We start from the raw sequence: 16,341 nt of genomic DNA, 5'->3' as shown, positions 1-16,341 counted from the left end.
TTGCCCACGACCTTCTTAGGTGACCCTAAGTGATGAAGGGCACGACTCATCGTTCCGGACGGCTGTTGTCACTCGCGAAGGAATTACGCAACAATGGCGTTGTGAAATACGTGGGCGAGGCTCCGCAGGAGGAACTCGCGACCGGTGAGCGCTCGACGCGCAACCGGGTCGCGCGCTCCATCCTGGACCACGGCCCGTCCACCGTCTCCGACCTCGCGGGGCGCCTCGGGCTCACCCAGGCCGCCGTCCGCCGCCATCTCGACGCGCTCGCGGCCGACTCCGTCGTGGAGCCGCGCGACCAGCGAGTCTACGGCTCACGCGGCCGTGGCAGGCCCGCCAAGGTCTTCGCGCTCACCGACTGCGGCCGGGACGCCTTCGACCAGTCGTACGACAAGCTCGCCGCCGACGCCATCGAGTGGATCGCCCGCGGCGCGGGCGGCGGCGCCAAGGGCGACGCGGCCGTCAGCGCCTTCGCGCGCGACCGCATCGCCACCCAGGCGGGGACGTACCGGGAAGCCGTCGAGGCCGCCGCGCCCGAGAAGCGTACGGAGGCGCTCGCCAAGGCGCTGAGCGCCGACGGGTACGCTGCTACGGCTCGTAGCGCACCGAACCAGCAGGGCGAGCAGCTCTGTCAGCACCACTGCCCGGTGGCCCACGTGGCCGAGAAGTATCCGCAGTTGTGCGAGGCGGAGACGGAGTTCTTCTCCGAACTGCTCGGGACCCATGTGCAGCGGCTGGCGACCATCGCCCACGGCGACGGCGTGTGCACGACGTTCATCCCCCACGGCGCCGGACACGGCGCGCCACCGGGTGCCCCGCAGGACGGCGCCCCACAGACCGACACACCGAAGATCAGCCAGCAGACCGATCATCACGCATCCGAAAGCACGGCCGGGAGGAACCCCGCATGACGCTCCCCACGGAGACCGCCCATCCTGAGCTCGACGGACTGGGCAAGTACGAATACGGCTGGGCCGACTCCGACACGGCCGGTGCCACCGCCAAGCGGGGTCTCTCCGAAGAGGTCGTCCGCGACATCTCGGCGAAGAAGAACGAGCCGGAGTGGATGCTCAAGCTCCGTCTCAAGGGCCTGAAGCTCTTCGGCAAGAAGCCGATGCCGAGCTGGGGCTCCGACCTGTCGGGCATCGACTTCGACAACATCAAGTACTTCGTCCGGTCGACGGAGAAGCAGGCGGCCTCCTGGGAGGACCTGCCCGAGGACATCAAGAACACGTACGACAAGCTCGGCATCCCCGAGGCGGAGAAGCAGCGCCTCGTCGCCGGTGTCGCGGCCCAGTACGAGTCCGAGGTCGTCTACCACCAGATCCGTGAGGACCTGGAGGAGCAGGGCGTCATCTTCAAGGACACGGACACCGCGCTGCGGGAGAACCCGGAGCTGTTCCAGGAGTACTTCGGCACGGTCATCCCGGTCGGCGACAACAAGTTCGCGTCGCTGAACTCGGCCGTGTGGTCCGGCGGTTCGTTCATCTACGTGCCGAAGGGCGTGCACGTCGAGATCCCGCTCCAGGCCTACTTCCGTATCAACACGGAGAACATGGGCCAGTTCGAGCGGACGCTGATCATCGTCGACGAGGACGCCTACGTCCACTACGTCGAGGGCTGCACGGCGCCGATCTACTCCTCGGACTCGCTGCACAGCGCCGTGGTCGAGATCATCGTCAAGAAGGGTGGCCGCTGCCGTTACACGACCATCCAGAACTGGTCGAACAACGTCTACAACCTCGTCACCAAGCGTGCCGTGGCCTACGAGGGCGCGACCATGGAATGGGTCGACGGCAACATCGGCTCCAAGGTCACCATGAAGTACCCGGCCGTCTATCTGATGGGCGAGCACGCCAAGGGCGAGACCCTGTCCATCGCCTTCGCGGGCGAGGGCCAGCACCAGGACGCCGGCGCCAAGATGGTCCACATGGCTCCGAACACCTCGTCCAACATCGTCTCCAAGTCGGTGGCGCGGGGCGGCGGCCGTACCTCCTACCGAGGTCTCATCGAGATCGGTGAGGGCGCGCCCGGCTCCAAGTCCAACGTGCTCTGTGACGCGCTGCTGGTCGACACCATCTCGCGCTCCGACACCTACCCCTACGTGGACGTCCGCGAGGACGACGTGTCGATGGGGCACGAGGCGACCGTCTCCAAGGTCTCCGAGGACCAGCTCTTCTATCTGATGAGCCGAGGGATGACCGAGTTCGAGGCCATGGCGATGATCGTGCGCGGCTTCGTGGAGCCGATCGCGAAGGAACTGCCCATGGAGTACGCCCTGGAGCTCAACCGGCTGATCGAGCTCCAGATGGAAGGCTCCGTCGGCTGACGCCTCCTTGAGAGGCAGCCGGCAGCAGCGACCGATTTCCCCAGAGGCAGAGAGAGAGCACGACGACAGCCATGGCTGAGGCTCAGAACATTCCGGTGGGTTCCACCACCGCCGGTTCGATCGCGGTGGCCGCCGAGTCGACCGTCGCCACGCGCATGAGCGCGCCGCCGTCCTACGACGTCGCGGACTTCCCCGTCCCGCACGGCCGCGAGGAGGAGTGGCGGTTCACCCCGCTGGAGCGGCTGCGCGGTCTCCAGGACGGTACGGCCGTCGCCGACGGCCGTATCCGTACGGAGGTGTACACCCCCGCCGGTGTCACCCAGGAGACCGTCGGCCGCGACGACCCGCGGGTGGGCAAGGCCGGTACGCCGGTGGACCGGGTGGCCGCCCAGGCGTACACCTCGTTCGAGAAGGCGTCGGTCGTCTCCGTTCCCAAGGAGACGGTGCTCACCGAGCCGATCCGCATCACCGTGCACGGCCAGGGCGGCACCGCCTTCGTGCACCAGGTGATCGAGCTGGGGGCCTTCGCCGAGGCGGTCGTGGTCATCGACCACACCGGTGACGCGGTGGTCGCCGCCAACGTCGACTTCCTCGTCGGCGACGGCGCCAAGCTGACCGTCGTGTCCGTGCAGGACTGGGACGCGAACGCCGTCCATGTCTCCCAGCACAACGCGCTGGTCGGCAGGGACGGCTCGTTCAAGTCGATCGTGGTGACCTTCGGCGGCGACGTCGTACGGCTCCACCCCCGGGTGGCGTACGCGGGCCCCGGCGGCGAGGCCGAGCTGTTCGGCCTCTACTTCACCGACAAGGGCCAGCACCAGGAGCACCGGCTCCTCGTCGACCACAACGCCCCGCACTGCAAGTCCAACGCCGTCTACAAGGGCGCGCTCCAGGGCGACGACGCGCACGCCGTCTGGATCGGTGACGTGCTCATCCGGGCCGCCGCCGAGGGCACCGACACCTACGAGATGAACCGTAACCTCGTCCTCACGGACGGCGCCCGGGTCGACTCCGTACCGAACCTGGAGATCGAGACCGGCGAGATCGCCGGCGCCGGTCACGCCTCGGCCACCGGCCGGTTCGACGACGAGCAGCTCTTCTACCTGATGTCGCGCGGCATCCCGCAGATCGAGGCCCGCCGCCTCGTCATCCGCGGCTTCTTCGCCGAGCTGGTCCAGCAGATCGGACTGCCCGACGTCGAGGAGCGCCTGATCGCCAAGATCGAGGCGGAGCTGGAGGCGTCCGTCTGATGGCCTTCGTCCGTGCATGTGGACTGACCGAGCTGGAGGACGGCACCCCCAAGCGGGTCGAACTCGACGGCATACCGGTCTCCGTCGTCCGTACCGAGGGCGAGGTGTTCGCGATCAACGACATCTGCTCGCACGCCAACGTCTCCCTCTCGGAGGGCGAGGTCGAGGACTGCTCGATCGAGTGCTGGCTGCACGGCTCCAGCTTCGACCTGCGGACCGGCAAGCCGAACGGCCTGCCCGCGACCCGCCCCGTCCCCGTATACCCCGTACAGATCCAAGGGGACGATGTGCTCGTCTCCGTCACCCAGGAGTCCTGAGACAGCCATGGCAACCCTTGAAATCAACGACCTGCACGTCACTGTCGAGGCGGAGGGCGGTGCCCGCGAGATCCTCAAGGGCGTCGACCTGACCGTCAAGCAGGGCGAGACGCACGCCATCATGGGCCCCAACGGCTCCGGCAAGTCGACCCTCGCGTACTCCATCGCGGGCCACCCCAAGTACACGATCACCGGTGGCACCGTGACGCTGGACGGCGAGGACGTCCTGGAGATGACCGTCGACGAGCGCGCCCGCGCCGGCCTCTTCCTCGCGATGCAGTACCCCGTCGAGGTCCCCGGCGTCTCCGTCTCCAACTTCCTGCGCACCTCCGCCACCGCCATGCGCGGCGAGGCACCCAAGCTGCGTACGTGGGTGAAGGAGGTCAAGGGCGCGATGGAACAGCTCCACATGGACCCGTCCTTCGCGGAGCGCAACGTCAACGAAGGCTTCTCCGGCGGCGAGAAGAAGCGCCACGAGATCCTTCAGCTCGAACTGCTCAAGCCCAAGGTCGCGATCCTCGACGAGACGGACTCCGGTCTGGACGTCGACGCGCTGCGGGTGGTCTCCGAGGGCGTCAACCGCGTCCGGGAGAGCGGAGAGGTCGGCACACTGCTGATCACGCACTACACGCGGATCCTCCGCTACATCAAGCCCGACTTCGTGCATGTCTTCGCGCAGGGCCGGATCGCCGAGTCCGGCGGCGCGGAGCTGGCCGACAAGCTGGAGAACGAGGGCTACGAGGCGTACGTGAAGGGTGGCGTATCCGCGTGACACAGCCGTCAGGCCTCCTCACCGGGTCGGGGCGACTCCTCGACGAGGCGGTCCGTAAGGACTTTCCCCTGCTGGACCGGCTGGTCCACGACGGGAAGAAGATCGTGTACCTGGACAACGCGGCGACGTCGCAGAAGCCGCGCCAGGTGCTCGACGCCCTCAACGAGTACTACGAGCAGCACAACGCCAACGTGCACCGCGGCGTCCATGTGCTCGCCGAGGAGGCCACGGCACTCTACGAAGGGGCACGCGACAAGGTCGCCTCCTTCATCAACGCGCCGAGCCGCGACGAGGTGATCTTCACCAAGAACGCCTCCGAGTCGCTCAACCTCGTGGCGAACATGCTGGGCTGGGCCGACGAGCCCTACCGCGTGGACCACGAGACCGAGATCGTCATCACGGAGATGGAACACCACTCCAACATCGTGCCGTGGCAGCTGCTCTCGCAGCGCACCGGAGCGAAGCTGAAGTGGTTCGGTCTCACCGACGACGGCCGGCTCGACCTGTCGAACATCGACGAGATCATCACCGAGAAGACGAAGATCGTCTCCTTCGTGCTGATCTCGAACATCCTCGGCACGGTCAACCCCGTCGAGGCGATCGTCCGCCGCGCCCAGGAGGTCGGCGCGCTGGTGCTGATCGACGCCTCGCAGGCGGCCCCGCACGTCGCGGTCGACGTGCAGGCGCTCCAGGCCGACTTCGTGGCCTTCACGGGCCACAAGATGTGCGGCCCGACCGGTATCGGTGTCCTGTGGGGCCGCCAGGAGCTGCTGGAGGACCTTCCGCCGTTCCTCGGCGGCGGCGAGATGATCGAGACCGTGTCGATGCACTCGTCGACGTACGCCCCCGCGCCGCACAAGTTCGAGGCGGGTACGCCCCCGATCGCCCAGGCCGTCGGCCTCGGCGCGGCCGTGGACTATCTGAGCGCGATCGGCATGGACAAGATCGCCGCGCATGAGCACGCCATCACCGAGTACGCGGTGCGGCGGCTGCTGGAGGTCCCCGACCTTCGTATCATCGGCCCGTCCACGGCCGAGGAGCGCGGCGCGACGATCTCCTTCACACTCGGAGACATCCACCCGCACGACGTGGGCCAGGTGCTGGACGAGCAGGGCATCGCCGTCCGGGTCGGTCACCACTGCGCACGGCCGGTCTGTCTGCGGTACGGAATTCCGGCGACCACGCGGGCGTCGTTCTATCTGTACTCCACGCAGTCCGAGGTCGACGCCCTGGTCGACGGGCTGGAGCACGTCCGTAATTTCTTCGGATGAGGGATTGACCGGTGAAGCTGGATTCCATGTACCAGGAAGTCATCCTGGATCACTACAAGCACCCCCACGGGCGCGGTCTGCGGGACGGCGACGCGGAGGTGCACCACGTCAATCCGACGTGCGGTGACGAGATCACGCTGCGCGTGAAGTACGACGGTTCGCGCGTCGCGGACGTGTCGTACGAGGGCCAGGGCTGCTCCATCAGCCAGGCCAGCGCGTCCGTGCTGAACGACCTGCTGGTCGGCAAGGAACTGGCGGACGCGCAGAAGATCCAGAGCACGTTCCTGGAGCTGATGCAGTCCAAGGGCAAGATCGAACCCGACGACGCGATGGAAGAGGTGCTGGAGGACGCCGTGGCGTTCGCCGGCGTCTCCAAGTACCCCGCCCGTGTGAAGTGCGCGCTGCTGAGCTGGATGGCGTGGAAGGACGCGACGGCCCAGGCACTGGGCGACACCGCGCAGAAGGAGACGGCATGAGCGAGAACGAGACCGTGATGATGAAGCCGGCCTCCGAGGAGGAGGTCCGCGAGGCGCTGTACGACGTCGTCGACCCCGAGCTGGGCATCGACGTCGTCAATCTGGGCCTGATCTACGGCGTCCACATCGACGAGTCCAACGTCGCCACCCTCGACATGACACTGACGTCGGCGGCCTGTCCGCTCACCGACGTGATCGAGGACCAGGCGAAGTCGGCGACGGAGGGCATCGTCAACGAGCTGAAGATCAACTGGGTCTGGATGCCGCCGTGGGGTCCGGACAAGATCACGGACGACGGCCGCGAGCAGCTGCGCGCGCTGGGCTTCAACGTCTGAGGTCGCCCTCGACGCCTGTACGTGAGCGGGCCCCACGATCCTGGTGATCGTGGGGCCCGCTCACGTATGCCCGAGGGTCAGGGAGAGCCGGGAGGCGGCGCTGTCGTGGCCGTGGCGGCCGTCGCTGCCGAGATCAGCGAAGGCGCCAGGTCCTCCTTACGGATGCGCTGATCGATGTAGAGCAGATTGAGCACCAGCTGCGGGAAGGTCGTCGAGAAGATCTGACTGATCAACTGGCCCACCAGCGCCAGCATCAGATAGCCGCTCACGGCGACGAAGATCTCGCCCATGGTCGGCTCGTAACTGAACCCGGCCGAGCGGAAGCTGTCGGGGAGCGCCCCCAGCACGTTGAGCACCTGCTGGAGCACCAGGCCCGCGATCGAGGCGATCACGAAGGCCAGCAGCGAGATGCCGCAGATACGCCACCAGGAACCGCGGACCAGTCCGGCCGAGCGGCGCAGGGCCTCGACCGGCCTCCGCGACTCGATGACGACGACCGCCGGGGCGAGGCTGAACCGCACCCAGAGCCAGATCGCCAGGGGCGCGAGGACCAGACCGCCGACGAAACCCAGCAGGATCAGCCAGGCGGCCGGATCCCAGCCGCCGGTGGCGATGACCGTGACCATCGTGGCGACCACGCCGGTGAGGAACAGCAGGACCGGGACCAGGGCGATCAGCCCGCTGAGGAAGACCGTCCCCATCACGGCCGGCACCCGGGGCAGCGCCCGCAGCAGGACCGTGCCGACCTTGACCTTGCCGCCGAGCACCGCCTCCTGGACGATCAGCGGGCAGCAGGTCTGCATCATCGCGGTGGCCACCATCAGCACCACCATCAGCAGGACCCACAGAGAGCCGAAGGCGACGATCAGGGGCTGGACGTCGTCCCACGCGGGCGTGTCCCGGCCCGGTGTGTCGACGACGGCCGACAGATGGTCTCCGACCACGGCGAAGGTGACGCCCAGCGCCCCGGCGCTCACCACGAACGCGGCGCCGTACACGACGAGGGCGACGCCGAGCACCTGCGCCCAGTACCGGCCCAGTGTGGAGAACGCGCCGCCGAGTATCTCGCCGAGATCGAGCGGGCTCAGCGGTATCACGCCGGGCTTGGGTCCGCGCGGGCGAGCCCAGCCGCCCCAGCCGGGCGGGGGGCCGCTTCCGTAAGGAGGAGGGCCACCGGCGTACGGGGGCGGCCCTCCGTAAGGAGGCGGGCCTCCGTAGGAAGGCGGGCCGTCTCCGCCGTACGGTCCGTGGCCGCCGTGCCGGCCGTCGCCCCACCCCGAGTGCTGCGTCACTGCTCTGCTCCGATGCGTTGTCGCCGACTCCGGCCGGGACACCGTAGCCGTCGGCGCGGCGGACAGGCATTCCGCCATCTTGTGTACGCGCGTACGCATCCATGTGTACCCTCGTACACATGGGACTGGGATACGCATTGCTCGCCGTCGCGATCGTGGCGGAGGTGGCCGGTACGACGGCCATGAAGTACAGCGAGGGCTTCACCAGGCTCTGGCCCTCACTGGGGGCCGTGGCCGGCTATCTGATCGCCTTCGCGCTGCTCGCGCAGACGCTCAAGACCCTCTCGGTGGGGACCGCGTACGCGATCTGGGCGGGCGTCGGGACCGCCGCCGTCGCCGCCATCGGTATGGTCTTCCTCAGCGAGGCGGCCACTCCGGCCAAGCTCGCCGGCATCGCGCTCGTCATCTGCGGTGTCGTCCTCCTCAATCTCGGAGGGGCCCACTGATGGTGCGGCGCTACGACCCCGAGCGGCGGCAGCGGATCATCGACGCGGCGATCCGGCTGGTCGGGCGCAGCGGGATCGCGGGGCTGAGCCACCGCACCGTCGCCGCCGAGGCCGATGTGCCGCTCGGCTCCACGACGTATCACTTCGCCTCGCTGGACGAGCTGTTGGTCGCCGCGCTGCGACAGGCCAACGAAGGCTTCGCCACCGCCGTCACGGAGAGCGGCGCCCTCGCCGACCCGGAGTGCGACATCGCCGAGGAGCTGGCGTGCATCACCGGGCGCTGGCTGACGTCGGACCCCACCAGCGTGGAGCTGGAGTACGAGCTGTACCTCGCGGCCCTGCGGCGCCCCGCGCTGCGCCCGGTGGCCGCCGAGTGGTGCGTCGGGGTCACGACGATCCTCGCCGACCGCGTGGACCCGGTCACCGCCCGTGCGCTGGTCGCGCTGCTCGACGGCATCTGCCTCCAAGTACTGCTCACGGGGCGGGAGTACGACGCCGGCTACACGCGCGAGATGCTCGGCCGGATCCTCGCGGCGGCGCCGTCGGCGGGGCCGGAAGCCGTCCCGAGTAGATTGAACGGATGAGCATTCCGCCCGCCCAGTCCGCGCCGGAATCCGGGCCGGAGCCCGCGCCGGAGCACATCCCGGAATCCGCGCCGGAGCCCGTGGCCGCCATAGGGCCCGAGATCACCTACGCGGAGTGCCGGCAGTGCGGCACGCTCATCGCCGGACTCGACGGCCGTTACAGCTGCGGAGTCTGCGGCTGGGTGAACCACCACTCCGAAGGACACCGGCTCCTGCCGCGCGCCGAGGACGACACCGGCCGCGCCCCCGGCGACAACGACGACAACCGGCTCGGCTGAACCGGCCCCGGCCCGGCACCCCGGGCACCCCCGGCAGCCCCCGAAAGGCGCGGCGCCGTGCTCGTACGCCGAGACCGGTTGGCCTCCGCGTACGGGTGCCCGTTAGGTTTCGCTCATGACCGACTCGACTGCTACTCGTACCACCGGCGCCGTCGCCGCCGGGCTCGCCACCGTCACCGAGGACGGCACCGTCCTCGACACCTGGTTCCCCGCCCCCACGCTCAGCGACGAGCCGGGCCCCGCCGGTACCGAGCGGCTCAGTGCCGACCGGGCCGCCGAACTGCTCGGCGACGCCGCGCGCAAGGCCGTCGGGCCCGACGCGCGCCGCGGGGTCGAGGTCGTCGCCGTTCGTACGGTCATCGCCTCGCTCGACGACAAGCCGCTGGACACGCACGACGCGTACCTGCGTCTGCACCTGCTCAGCCACCGCCTGGTGAAGCCGCACGGTCTGAGCCTCGACGGCCTCTTCGGCGTGCTCACCAACGTCGCCTGGACCTCGCTCGGCCCGGTCGCCGTCGACGCGCTGGAGACGGTGCGGCTGAACGCCCGCGCGGAGGGCCTGCACCTCCAGGTCGGCTCGGTCGACAAGTTCCCGCGTATGACGGACTACGTCGCCCCCAAGGGCGTGCGGATCGCCGACGCCGACCGCGTCCGCCTCGGCGCGCACCTCGCCGAGGGCACCACCGTGATGCACGAGGGCTTCGTCAACTTCAACGCGGGCACGCTCGGCGTCTCCATGGTCGAGGGCCGGATCTCGGCCGGTGTCGTCGTCGGCGACGGTTCGGACATCGGCGGCGGCGCCTCCACCATGGGCACCCTCTCCGGCGGCGGCACGGAGCGCATCGTGATCGGTGAGCGCTGCCTCATCGGCGCCGAGGCCGGTGTCGGGATCCCGCTGGGCGACGAGTGCGTCGTCGAGGCGGGCCTCTACATCACGGCGGGTACGCGCGTGACGCTGCCGGACGGGGAGATCGTCAAGGCCCGTGGGCTGGCCGGCGCGTCGAACATCCTCTTCCGCCGCAACTCGGTCACCGGCAAGGTCGAGGCCCGCCCGAACAACGCGGTCTGGGGCGGTCTGAACGACGTTCTGCACAGCAACAACTGACGACGCGTCGGCGCGTACACCGAGGGGGACGGGGATTCGATGACGAGGCGACACCGCCATGCCGCGCCGCTGGCCGGGGCGTTCGTCCTGCTGCTGGCGGCGGCGGGCTGTTCGGACCTGAAGGGCGAGATCGACGCGGAGCGGGGTGGTGGCGCCGCCCCGTCCGGGCCGGTGTCCCCCGAGCCGCTCTCGCCCTCCTACCAGCAGTACGGATCCCCGCCCCCGTCCGCGCCCCCGTCCGCCGGGGCGAAGGCCGCCGGCTGCCCGCCGTCCGGCCTCGACGCCGTGATCGGCGGCGAGAACGCGGCCATGGGCCTGCGCGTGATCACCGTCAAGCTCTGGAACTGCGGCGACAAGCCCTACCGGGTCAAGGGCTACCCGGGCATCGAACTCCTCGACGAGGGCCGTGAGCCGATCGACGTGACCATCACCCACGGCGAGGACCGGCCGCGGCAGCTGACCCTGGCCCCCAACGGCACCGCCCGCACCAATCTGGAGTGGAACAACCGCGTCACCTCCCTCGACGGAGCCCCCACCCCGGGCGCCCACATCCTCGTCACACCCGCTCCCGGCGAGGAGCCGATCTCCCTGCCGCTCGGCGTCGACCTCGGCTCGGAGGCCACCCTCGACGTGACGGCCTGGGCGGTCGATCCTGTCAGTGGTCGGTGATCCAATGGAGCGTATGAACACCGAACGTGCCGATCCCGCCGACCTCGACGCGCTCCGCGCCGCCTTCCCGCCCGAGATCCGCAGACCCCCGCTGGGCTGGGACACCGTCCACGCCTTCGAGCGTGAGCAGGGCGTCGTGCTGCCGGAGCCGTACCGCACGCTGGTCGCCGAGATATGCGACGGCAGCGGCGAGGGTCCCGCCGACGTCGACGGACTGATACCGCTGACGTCCCTGCCCGGTGACTGGGGCCCCGACGACGGACAGCGCGCCCCCGCGAAGGCGTTCCCGCTCACCGAGGCATGGGTGTGGGAGGACGACCCCCGGCCGTACGAGGAGATCGAGCCGCTGATCGACGAGGTCAGCAACGACGGGAGCGTCGTGCTGGGCACGGACGGCTGCGGGCTCTACTGGCATCTGATCGTCACCGGCGCGCAGCGCGGGCGGGTGTGGGCGGTCAGCGATGTCGGCGCCGCTCCCTTCGAGGAGATGCCGGGGGATCCCGGAGCGCCCGGTTTCGCCGGCTGGGTGGCGCGGTGGGCGAAAACGCGTTGACTTCAACCGCACTTCATATTTGAGCATGGTGAGCGAGCCGCACCACGGGGGTGCGGCGACGAGGAGGCTCACCATGTCCGTACAGGTCGGCACCGTCCCTGAGATCACCCGCCCCGGCGTGGGCGTCGTCAAGGTCAGCACCTGGCGGGTCGGTACGCCCGAGCGCCAGCGCGCGACGGTCGACGCGATCGGCAGGGCCTGGGGGAGCCGGGACTGGCCGGACGGCGGACTGCTCTCGTACAGCGTCATGACCGGGGAGGACGGGCAGACGCTGCTCCACTACTCGCAGTGGCGCGACGAGGCGGCGTACGAGGACTTCTTCCGGACCGGCCGGGACGCGCGCAACGCGGAGATCGACGCGGCCGTGCCGGGGATCGAGCGGGTCGGGCTCAACTCGTATCAGCTGTACCGCAGCGGGGAGCCCGCCGAGGGCGACACCCGGGTGCCCGGCTGCGTGGTGATCGTGGACGTCGAGTTCGACGGGCCCGACCCCGCCCGGCAGCGGGAGTGGACGGACGCCGTCTTCGCGGCGCTCGACAACGACCCGTACGAGCAGTCGGCCGGGATCGCCGCCCACTTCCACGCGAGCCTGGACGGGACACGGGTGCTCAACTACGCCGAGTGGGAGAACGCGGAGGGCCATATCGCGGCGCTCAACGCGCCCGGCGACGGGGTCGGTTCGAGCACGGAGCAGTGGCGGCGCGTCCGGAGCTTCCCGGGCCTCGCGGGCAGCACGGTGAACAGGTACACCCCCGCGATCAGCCTCACCGCGGGGTGAGAGCGCGGTGGCCCGGCCGTATGTGGGGTACGGCCGGGCCACCGCCGTTCAGGCAGACGCGCGCCCGGTCACGGGCGGAAGCGCAGCACCTGCGGGTCGTGGTCGCTGTTCTGGTCGGCGAACTCGGCGTTGATGTGGACGCTGTCGTAGTCGAAGTCGTCGATCGACGGGCTCGTGAGGATCTGGTCGAGGACCTGGCTGTTGCCCTGGTAGACGTACGAGTAACGCTCCGGCGCCGGCAGGGACTTGACCGCCGGGTAGAGCGCGCCGCCCGCGGTGAGCGTCTTCGTGGTCGTGGAGAACTCGAAGTCGTTGATGTCACCGACCACCAGGACGTCGGCGCTCCGCTGGATCGCCAGCAGGTCCTTCACGAAGGTGTTGAGGGACTTCGCCTGGAGGTGCCGCTGCGCCTCGGAGATCCGGCTCGGCGGCTGGTGGTGCGAGACCAGGCTCTCGTCGCCGCCCTTGGAGGCGAAGTGGTTGGCGATCACGATGACGGGCTTGCCGCGGAAGGTGAACTCACCGGCGAGCGGCTTGCGGCTGTTCTCCCAGGCGGCGTTCGACGGGTCGACCCGGCCGGGGGACAGGCTCAGCGCGGCCTTGCCGCCGGTCCGTACGGCCTCGGTCGCCGTCGTGGCGTCGCCGCCCGCGCGGTCGGTGAAGGAGACCCGCTCGGGGTTGAAGAGGAAGACCTGGCGGATGTTGCCGCCGGGCTCGCCGCCGTCCGTCTTGTCCTCGGGGTCGACGGTCCGCGCCTCGTACGCGGGGCCGCCGGCCGCCACGATCGCCGCCGTGAACTTGGCGATGGTCGCGTCGGCGGAGACGGTGCCGTCGTCCGTGGCGCCGTTGTCGTCCTGGATCTCCTCCAGGGCCAGGATGTCCGGCGACGACAGGTTGTCCACGACGGCGCCGGCGAGCGCGTCGAACTTCTCCTGCGGGTCGGACGGGTCGAGGTTCTCGACGTTGTACGTCGCCACGGCCAGCTCGTCGCGGCGCTGCTCACGGGTCTTCTCGGGCTTCGCGCCGTTGCCGGTGACCTTGCCGAGCGTGCGGGCGGTCAGCGTGTAGCCGCCGAACTGGTTGAAGTCCAGGGGGCCTTCGGTGTCGCCGGACAGGGTGTCGCCGACGTCCGCCTTCGGGAACGGCTGCTCGGCGACCGGGGCGAGCTGCTGGATCTGGAGCCGGCCGGTGTTCTGCTCGTCGTAGCCGCCGTAGACCGTGCCGCCGCGGCGGTTCTCGTTCTCGCTCGGCTTGACCGTGACCCACAGCTCCGAGTACGGGTCGGTGGCGCCGACCACGCGCGAGGTGCCGACGCGGACGTTCGTGCCCTCCAGCGACTCGTAGTAGTCCAGCGCGTAGCTGCGGGGCTTGAGCTTGAGGCCGTTGATGCTGCCGCCGGTCGCGGCCGTGCCCTTCGGGGCGTACGCCGCCGGGACGGACTTCGCGGAGATGGTCACCGGCGCGGGGACCTTGTTGCCGGAGGAGACGACCGTGATCTTCGGCGACGAGATCTGGGTGAGGGACTGGTTGCCGGAGGCGGCGCCGCCGGGGATGTACTCGGTGACCGTGCCGGACACCTTGATCGAGTCGCCCACGGCGACGGTCGGCACGGCGTTGGTGAAGACGAAGATGCCCTCGCTCGTCGCCGCGTCCTTGTCGGGGTTGGGGTCCTGGAACCAGAAGCCCCGGGAACCGTAGGTCCGTACGCCGGTGACGATGCCGGGGACGTCCGCCACCGGAGTACCCACGAGCGGCGATATCCGGCCACTGCCCTGGATACCGGAGATCCTGATGTCGGCGGCCGAGGCCGAGGAGGATCCGGCGAGCAGACCGGCGGCCAGCGCGGCGGCGACGAGGGCCGAGACCGCGGCCGTTCTCGGTACGGATGAAGGCATTACGGGACTCCGGAGGTGAGGAGGGGAGACGGAAGGGGGGCGGCGTGGATATGTAGTTCTACGCGCGTCAATCTCTTGCGTACGCCCATGTGTTGTCAAGGGAGTCCGGGTGTACACCCGTTGTCGGCCAAGTGAACCGGGTGGCATGGGGTGAAATACGTCTACGCTGGGGCGCCCTGGACCCCGTACGGCGCAAGGAGAATCACCAGATGTCCGGAGACCGCCCCACTCTGCCGCCGGTGCGGCTGCCCTCGGACGCGGAGCTGGCGCGGGACGCGCTCGCCGTACCGCTGCTCGCCAGGGCCGTACGCCTCGCCCGCTGGGCCGGGCCGGGGACGCGCGTCGGCGCGGGCGGTGAACTCGTCGACGAGCAACTCTCCGACGCCGCCGAGGCGCTGGGACTCCTCGGGGCCGAGAGCCCCGAGCCGACCGAGAGCGACGAGGCGCTCGCGGCCGAGGCGCGGGCGGCGGCCGAGGCCGACGCGAGCGAGGCGTGGCGGGTCGCCGTGGACACCGGGCTGCTGGAGGTCGAGGACCCGGAGGCCGACGGCGCCGACGCGGGCGACGAGGACGCGGACGGCACCGTGAGCGCCGGGGCCGCGCTCGAACTCATCACCTCCGGCAGCCCGCAGGACATCCTCTCCCTCTGGCTGGACGCCCTCGACGTCGTCTTCGCCGACGCGACGGCGCCCGTCCTGGAGGATCTGGCCGGCGCCATCGGCGACGACGGCGAGATCGACCTCGACGCGCTGGACTGGGACCCCGAGGTGGAGGCGGAGTTCCTGGAGGGCGTCCTCGGGAATCTGTATCTGCTCACCGTCGGCGAGGGCGGGACGGACCCCGTTCCCGTACCGCTGCCGGTGCTCGCCGCGTCGACGATCGTGCCCGACGACATGGGCGAGCCCACCGACGACGTCCTTGAGCAGGTGTCCGAGGCGATGATGCGGCTGGACGACCAGTTCGCGCTGCTGGAGCCGATCGGGCTCGTCACGTACGTACCGGTGGACGAGGCCCTGATGGTCGACGACGCCGAGGCAGGCTCGGACGCCCTGCCGTCCGGCGACGACGAGGACGTGTCCCGGTACGGCGTCGTCACGCTGACCCCGCTCGGTCTGCACGGCATCAGGTCCCGGATGCGGGACGCGGGCGTCGAGGCGCCCGTCGTCGGCGACCTCGCCGAGAAGGGCGCCGACGCGCTGCTCGACGGCGTCGCGCACTTCCCGGAGCCGGCCGCGCGCGCGGAGACGGAGGCGTGGCTGGCCCGCCGTGAGCCGGCTGCGGCGGCGCGTGAACTCCTGCGCGCCGCCAAGGGAACCGACCCGGGCGCCCCGCTGCGCCGGCTGCACTGCCAGCAGTCCCTGGCCCTCGTCGGCGTCGAGGCCGAGCCCGCGGTGCGCGAGGTCCTGGACGATCCGGAGCTGGGCGGCCTCGCCCGCGTCTGGCTCGCCGAACTGGGGGCCGCGGACGTGCCGCCGCCGCCCGAGTCGATGATCTTCTGGCTGGCGATCGACACGATCGCGGCCCAACTCGACGCCGAGGGCGAGCCGGTGGAACTCCAGGAACTGGTGGAGGGCCTCGTCGGCCAGCACAGCGGCTTCTTCGACGCGGCCTGGCGGGTGGACCACCCGGCGACGGCGGACGTCCTGGAGGCGATGGGCCGTCTGCACCAGGACCGCAAGTCGGCGAAGGAGGCCCGCAAGGCGGCGTTCAAGGCGAGGTCGCGCAGCGGGGGTTGAGGGAGCCGGGAGGGTGGGCCGCGTGGCCCCGGGCCGGGGCGGGGCGCGTGTGCGCGTACACCACCAGCCCGGTACGGGCGACGGGGCGTGTCCGGTGGCCGGGGCGTGCGTTCGGTGCGCGACACAGGCGCCGCCGCCCTGGGCCGGCACCGTGCGCGCCCGCCGGCCGGCTGACGCGGAGGCGGGCGCGGACGCGGACGTACGGCACGACGTACGCATCAACGCAGAGTGCTTTCCGGCGCGTTGACCACACGG

At 70.1% G+C, this 16,341-nt stretch carries 18 protein-coding genes; 16 read left to right on the top strand and 2 right to left on the bottom strand.

Going from position 1 to position 16,341, the window contains the following annotated elements:
* The first annotated feature begins 101 nt into the window (after positions 1-101).
* From ACFYNU_RS13260 to ACFYNU_RS13225, 8 genes are all read left to right on the top strand, one after another.
* Positions 102-911 carry a metalloregulator ArsR/SmtB family transcription factor gene (locus ACFYNU_RS13260; protein ID WP_356585997.1) on the top strand — a complete coding sequence of 270 codons (810 nt, stop codon included), beginning with the start codon at positions 102-104 and terminating at the stop codon, positions 909-911.
* Positions 908-2,329, top strand: coding sequence for a Fe-S cluster assembly protein SufB (gene sufB, locus ACFYNU_RS13255; RefSeq protein ID WP_356585999.1), 1,422 nt, complete (start codon positions 908-910; stop codon positions 2,327-2,329). The genes ACFYNU_RS13260 and sufB overlap by 4 nt, the downstream gene beginning before the upstream one ends.
* 71 nt (positions 2,330-2,400) lie before the next feature.
* A complete protein-coding gene (sufD, locus tag ACFYNU_RS13250) occupies positions 2,401-3,579 on the top strand; it encodes a Fe-S cluster assembly protein SufD (protein ID WP_356586001.1) in 1,179 nt (392 codons plus the stop codon).
* Entirely contained in the window at positions 3,579-3,896 is a 318-nt protein-coding gene (locus tag ACFYNU_RS13245; protein WP_356586003.1) for a bifunctional 3-phenylpropionate/cinnamic acid dioxygenase ferredoxin subunit, read from the top strand. The genes sufD and ACFYNU_RS13245 overlap by 1 nt, the downstream gene beginning before the upstream one ends.
* A gap of 7 nt (positions 3,897-3,903) precedes the next feature.
* Positions 3,904-4,668 (top strand): Fe-S cluster assembly ATPase SufC, encoded by a 765-nt coding sequence (gene sufC, locus ACFYNU_RS13240; RefSeq protein WP_023542534.1) that lies wholly within the window; start codon positions 3,904-3,906, stop codon positions 4,666-4,668.
* On the top strand, positions 4,665-5,939 hold the full coding sequence (locus ACFYNU_RS13235; protein WP_356586006.1) for a cysteine desulfurase: 1,275 nt from the start codon (positions 4,665-4,667) through the stop codon (positions 5,937-5,939). Before sufC ends, ACFYNU_RS13235 begins: the two co-directional genes overlap by 4 nt.
* 11 nt (positions 5,940-5,950) lie before the next feature.
* A complete protein-coding gene (gene sufU, locus ACFYNU_RS13230; RefSeq protein ID WP_023542536.1) occupies positions 5,951-6,415 on the top strand; it encodes a Fe-S cluster assembly sulfur transfer protein SufU in 465 nt (154 codons plus the stop codon).
* Positions 6,412-6,750, top strand: coding sequence for a metal-sulfur cluster assembly factor (locus ACFYNU_RS13225; RefSeq protein ID WP_023542537.1), 339 nt, complete (start codon positions 6,412-6,414; stop codon positions 6,748-6,750). Before sufU ends, ACFYNU_RS13225 begins: the two co-directional genes overlap by 4 nt.
* 77 nt (positions 6,751-6,827) lie before the next feature.
* Here ACFYNU_RS13225 and ACFYNU_RS13220 read toward each other — a convergent pair whose 3' ends face one another.
* Positions 6,828-7,847, bottom strand: coding sequence for an oxidoreductase (locus ACFYNU_RS13220; protein WP_356586009.1), 1,020 nt, complete (start codon positions 7,845-7,847; stop codon positions 6,828-6,830).
* A gap of 314 nt (positions 7,848-8,161) precedes the next feature.
* On the opposite strand from ACFYNU_RS13220, the gene ACFYNU_RS13215 reads away from it, so the two are divergent.
* From ACFYNU_RS13215 to ACFYNU_RS13185, 7 genes are all read left to right on the top strand, one after another.
* The gene (locus ACFYNU_RS13215; RefSeq protein ID WP_356586011.1) at positions 8,162-8,488 is read left to right on the top strand and encodes a multidrug efflux SMR transporter; all 327 of its coding nucleotides are present in this window, start codon (positions 8,162-8,164) and stop codon (positions 8,486-8,488) included.
* Entirely contained in the window at positions 8,488-9,072 is a 585-nt protein-coding gene (locus tag ACFYNU_RS13210; RefSeq protein WP_356586013.1) for a TetR family transcriptional regulator, read from the top strand. Before ACFYNU_RS13215 ends, ACFYNU_RS13210 begins: the two co-directional genes overlap by 1 nt.
* Positions 9,069-9,350 carry a hypothetical protein gene (locus ACFYNU_RS13205; protein ID WP_356586015.1) on the top strand — a complete coding sequence of 94 codons (282 nt, stop codon included), beginning with the start codon at positions 9,069-9,071 and terminating at the stop codon, positions 9,348-9,350. Before ACFYNU_RS13210 ends, ACFYNU_RS13205 begins: the two co-directional genes overlap by 4 nt.
* A 115-nt stretch (positions 9,351-9,465) precedes the next feature.
* A complete protein-coding gene (dapD, locus tag ACFYNU_RS13200) occupies positions 9,466-10,455 on the top strand; it encodes a 2,3,4,5-tetrahydropyridine-2,6-dicarboxylate N-succinyltransferase (protein ID WP_356586017.1) in 990 nt (329 codons plus the stop codon).
* A gap of 39 nt (positions 10,456-10,494) precedes the next feature.
* Positions 10,495-11,124, top strand: a complete 630-nt coding sequence (locus ACFYNU_RS13195) for a DUF4232 domain-containing protein (protein ID WP_356586019.1) — start codon at positions 10,495-10,497, stop codon at positions 11,122-11,124.
* Positions 11,125-11,137: 13 nt separating this feature from the next.
* Entirely contained in the window at positions 11,138-11,677 is a 540-nt protein-coding gene (locus ACFYNU_RS13190; RefSeq protein ID WP_356586021.1) for an SMI1/KNR4 family protein, read from the top strand.
* 73 nt (positions 11,678-11,750) lie between these two features.
* Positions 11,751-12,455, top strand: coding sequence for an antibiotic biosynthesis monooxygenase (locus ACFYNU_RS13185; protein WP_356586023.1), 705 nt, complete (start codon positions 11,751-11,753; stop codon positions 12,453-12,455).
* Between the two features lie 68 nt (positions 12,456-12,523).
* On the opposite strand, the gene ACFYNU_RS13180 is transcribed toward ACFYNU_RS13185, so the two are convergent.
* Positions 12,524-14,350 carry an endonuclease/exonuclease/phosphatase family protein gene (locus ACFYNU_RS13180; protein WP_356586025.1) on the bottom strand — a complete coding sequence of 609 codons (1,827 nt, stop codon included), beginning with the start codon at positions 14,348-14,350 and terminating at the stop codon, positions 12,524-12,526.
* 209 nt (positions 14,351-14,559) lie between these two features.
* On the opposite strand from ACFYNU_RS13180, the gene ACFYNU_RS13175 reads away from it, so the two are divergent.
* A complete protein-coding gene (locus ACFYNU_RS13175) occupies positions 14,560-16,086 on the top strand; it encodes a hypothetical protein (RefSeq protein WP_356586027.1) in 1,527 nt (508 codons plus the stop codon).
* Positions 16,087-16,341: the final 255 nt, after the last annotated feature.

Source organism: Streptomyces sp. NPDC006643, assembly GCF_042870175.1.
In the GTDB taxonomy this organism is placed as follows: Bacteria; Actinomycetota; Actinomycetes; order Streptomycetales; family Streptomycetaceae; genus Streptomyces.
This window is presented reverse-complemented; position numbering and strand designations above follow the sequence as displayed.